Raw genomic sequence first — 4,070 nt, forward strand, 5'->3', positions numbered from 1 at the left:
TCGAGGGCTTGATCGAAGCAAGCGAAGTGAAGAACACAAAGAACAAAGACAACAGACAAGAAGGATGTCGCTGATGTTTGGTTTTGAAAGATCCATGGTGTGGTCTTGATGGCAGAATGGAAATACCTGGTTACATTCCGCACCCAGCAGTCAAGCATTCTAACGGCGACGATAGTGAACAGCGAAAATAGCAAGAGGCCATGCAAACAGCAAGCCGATCTGAGCAGAGTGAATCTCTTCAGATCGGCTTTTCTTTATGAACAGAAAAACATAGCTAGCTATGTTAAGGCTTAGTGAACAGCGAATAGAGCTTATGAGAGATGTTTAAAACCAGAATTTCATTTGCGTATAAATGTTTTCACTGCTGCTGCCTGTCTGATCACTAGAAGAGAACCTGGCCTCTTCTGGAAAATAACTTCCTGCAGGAATGAAAGAAACGTAGAAGATACTTTTCAGGCATCGCAGGAAATTAATGGGGTTTTAAACGAATGTCTAATGATTCAAGTCAGTCAGAAAACAGTCCAATAAACATTTAAAACTTCTGGATTTGATCTGAAGCGAAAAAAGGTAATGCGTAGATTTAAGAAAATGTGATACAAAAGCAAATAAGAACAGATCCAAAATTAAAAATGTCTAGGTGATTAAGAATAATGAAAGAATTAAAAAGTAGAAAAAGATAAGGAAAATCGTTATGGAAAAATCAGTTAAGATAATGCTTTTTATCTCCGCAGTCTTTCTTGCAATATTCGTAATTGTCCTGTACATGGACTACAGCGGATTTCACAGCAATATTGAACAAATCATCAAATCCCTGAGAAGCGATGAACCATACAAATTACAGGCAGCCTGGTACAGCGTCGTAATGATTCGAATCTTTGAATTTTTGGTGCTGGCTATCATATTTGGAGCGGGCGGTCTGTTTATGCATATTCGAGATAACCGGATACCAAAAGCAGGAAGACGCTAGAAGCAGATTCAATATTCGAAACCTTAGAACATAAATGTCTAAAGCCGTATCAACTTTCTCCTTCTCATACAGGAATTGAGCTTCTGAAATGAAGAAATAATTTCTTACGCCCCTAAGATATTGTTTTCTTATTACAGGATTTCCTGATAAGATCAATCTCAGGCTGAAAACCTGCTATTGGTAACGACTAGCCTTTTAAAATTTACTTTTGATCTTGTGATAAATTAAGCGAGCATCAATCAAGAGGTTATCGAAAGGAAAATACTGTATGGCAAAAAAACGAAGAAGAGTAAGAAGAAGCCTTGTCTGGACAGCAGGAATTCTTAGCCTGGTACTGATTATTCTGGCTGGTTTCTTCACATTCAAATATATTGAGAAAAAGAATTGGGAAAAAGAGCAGGAACAAAGAAGAGCAGAAGTCTATTCCTGGCTTGAAAGCAGGCATAATTTTGAATCCCAGATCCAGGCTGTATCTAAACCGGAAGATATGGAGCAGGAATCGTTTGATCAGTTAAAGACACTTGCCTTAGGTAGTACGGATTATTCCTGGGTTAGCGCCATTAATGATGAAACAGAAATTACGGATGAAATGATGGAACAGCTTCATAACCTTCCAAAAAATGAGTCCGGATGGTCGAGACTGATGACTTCACTTGGAACTATACCTACTACCTATGTTCAGATGGCATTAACGGATGATGATCGTCTGGATTTCGCCTTAAAGTATCCGGAACAGGCTCAAATGCAGACAGCTCCTGAAACCCTTGAAGAATCCCTGGAAACCGTTCCGTTGCTGATTCAATGGGATAATCGCTGGGGTTATATTCCTTATGGGGATCTGAATGTAGCGATTGCCGGATGCGGTCCAACTACGATGGCTATGGTCTTATCCTATCTGAATCAGGATCCAGCCATTACGCCGCCAGCTCTTGCAAAGATGGCGGATGAAAATGGGTTATATGTGATTGGGGCAGGAAGCTCACTGGAGATTTTTCCTTTCCTGGCAAATACCTATGGTGTTGAATGCGTTGGCTTTGAAACGACTGCGCAGAATATTGTAGATTTAGCCGCACAGGGTTATCCAATTATTTTGCAGATGGTTCCTGGCGATTTCACCCGGACGGGTCATTTTATCGTCATTACAGGAGTTGAAAACGGTCAGTTGAAAGTCAATGATCCAAATTCCAAAAAACGAAGCGCCCAGCTCTGGGATCCGGAAACCGTAGCCAGTCAGGCGGCTTCGGGCTGGTATTTCCTGAAGAGCGAATAGTATAGTGCGCTGATTATAGACCGGATTCAATTGATAAATTTAGGAGAAGGAAGACTTAGAATCTTCCTTTTTTCTTTCGAGCAAAAAATAATGGATCACTCTCAACATACTTCACTGATCATGATTTGAAAGCGAGTATTGAAGTTTTGTAAGCGAAATGAGACAAGGAATTTAATGCAGCTTTGCTACAATAGATATGATTGAAGAAAACGACAATACAAATTCTGATTCATTTTGAATCAGAGTTTTTACAGGACATATTTATGACTACTCAATTTAAAAAAATTCGACAGGGACTGATCGCATCTCTTCTTGGATTGATGATTTTAATCAGTGGATGTTCGCACTCCCTTGAAGGAGTTCCAGAAGATCTTCAGTTTTTTACGCAGGATTTGGAAAATGTGGATCGGGAGAAAGTAAAGGAAGCATTCCGAAACCTGATCATGGAGACATATGGACAGCTAAATAAAAAGGGAGAACCTTACCTGATTTCCCGAATGACCCGTGCTCTTTCAGAGGAACCCAAACTGGATGAAAACGGAAAGCTGCTTGGATATCAGAGTGTTCCAGTTACAGATTCTGACTATCGAGTCGTATTCCCAGGAGAATCTTCATTTGAAGCTCTGAACTGGAATATTTCAGAATTCATGGAACCGACAGTCACCGCCTGGGAAGGCACGATGCCAGAAGTATCCAAATCATCCTGGCAGCCTGGTGATCCTGCCAGTTTTGTCAGGACCTATTCCAATCAGGAATATGGAAAGAAAAATCTTGGGGGATTTTTTCAGAGAATATGGTTATCTGAAATGTTTACGACCGGTGTTTATCAGCAGACCAGAGGATCGAAGCTTTTAAGTTATGAAGAAAACCCGGCAATCTTTCCTTCTAATCCTAAATACTTCGAGTACTCTGTGATGAGTGCCGAAGAAAAATATAATCAGGATGCATCTGAATCAAATCAGGAGGCGCTAGAGGAGGATAAACAGACAGAAGAGGGAGATTTTATTTTACAGATCTCAACGCGGGAACCTCAAAATTATGGAACCAATCTGAAGTCAGCAAATCTGAGATTCGATAAAAGCATTGGAGAGATGAGCTCCGGAATCAATCTGGTTTTCAAGGACTATACGTTTATGCAATACGATGTCACTGCTATCGTTTCAGGGACCGGAATGCTTAAACGGGTGATCATAAAGGAAAATATCCGCTTTACAGCTACAGTGGATAAAGAAGATGCCAATGCGAGAGAAGAATTACTCACGATCTGGACGATTGATCCTTATCCCCAGGCTGATCAGAAACAATATCTATCGAATATCGATGAAATGATGAGCTCTCAGATTCCTTCAGATATACAGAATCTGCTTGATCCTCAATAAGATAATCAGACTAAGACATCAGGAACATAAAGAAGGGGCTGTTAAATTTCGACTGATTTTTCATCAGCGAGATTTACAGCCCCTTTTTCTATGCTTTTTATCTGATTCAATCCTGTTTTATGATGTGTTTTTCCGCTCAAGTCAATTTTTGAACGCACTGAAAAGAGCCAAAACTCAAAAAGACTGTTTATAATCTTTTTCAGATTTCGCTTTTCTGCTCCTTTAATTTTCCATAACGTTCGAGTTCTGGGCAACTCATCCGATTTCTGTTGTTTAATTTTCTGATATTGTGTCCCATGGCCACAATAAGCACCTCAAATTTTACGTTTTCCAGTCCCCGGCGTCTCAATCGGCTGTATCTGTAGTTTTCTTTAAGATCTCCGAAGGTTCCTTCCGCCTGAATGCTCCGGCTGACCATAATCTCATGTCCTGCATCTGAAGACATGTTCTCCCG

4 protein-coding genes and 1 rRNA gene are annotated in these 4,070 nt (G+C 40.3%); 4 read left to right on the forward strand and 1 reads right to left on the reverse strand.

Annotated elements, in window-relative coordinates; all coding sequences use genetic code 11:
• Positions 1 to 98: 98 nt before the first annotated feature.
• From rrf to BO222_RS05795, 4 genes are all read left to right on the forward strand, one after another.
• Positions 99 to 204: ribosomal RNA gene (rrf, locus tag BO222_RS05780) — 5S ribosomal RNA — on the forward strand.
• A gap of 487 nt (positions 205 to 691) precedes the next feature.
• Positions 692 to 967 (forward strand): hypothetical protein, encoded by a 276-nt coding sequence (locus BO222_RS05785; protein WP_075819206.1) that lies wholly within the window; start codon positions 692 to 694, stop codon positions 965 to 967.
• Between the two features lie 268 nt (positions 968 to 1,235).
• Positions 1,236 to 2,237 (forward strand): C39 family peptidase, encoded by a 1,002-nt coding sequence (locus BO222_RS05790; protein WP_075819208.1) that lies wholly within the window; start codon positions 1,236 to 1,238, stop codon positions 2,235 to 2,237.
• A gap of 263 nt (positions 2,238 to 2,500) precedes the next feature.
• On the forward strand, positions 2,501 to 3,616 hold the full coding sequence (locus tag BO222_RS05795; RefSeq protein WP_075819210.1) for a hypothetical protein: 1,116 nt from the start codon (positions 2,501 to 2,503) through the stop codon (positions 3,614 to 3,616).
• Positions 3,617 to 3,815: 199 nt separating this feature from the next.
• Here BO222_RS05795 and BO222_RS05800 read toward each other — a convergent pair.
• Positions 3,816 to 4,070 (reverse strand): transposase (locus BO222_RS05800; protein WP_075817320.1); only part of this gene is annotated, 255 nt, incomplete at its 5' end.

Source organism: Ileibacterium valens (assembly GCF_001945525.1).
GTDB lineage: Bacteria > Bacillota_I > Bacilli_A > Erysipelotrichales > Erysipelotrichaceae > Ileibacterium > Ileibacterium valens.

Excerpts from the sequence above, each read along its gene's own strand:
- BO222_RS05785 (WP_075819206.1), top strand. The coding sequence starts at position 692 with ATGGAAAAATCAGTTAAGATAATGCTTTTTATCTCCGCAGTCTTTCTT.
- BO222_RS05790 (WP_075819208.1), top strand. The coding sequence starts at position 1,236 with ATGGCAAAAAAACGAAGAAGAGTAAGAAGAAGCCTTGTCTGGACAGCA.
- BO222_RS05795 (WP_075819210.1), top strand. The coding sequence starts at position 2,501 with ATGACTACTCAATTTAAAAAAATTCGACAGGGACTGATCGCATCTCTT.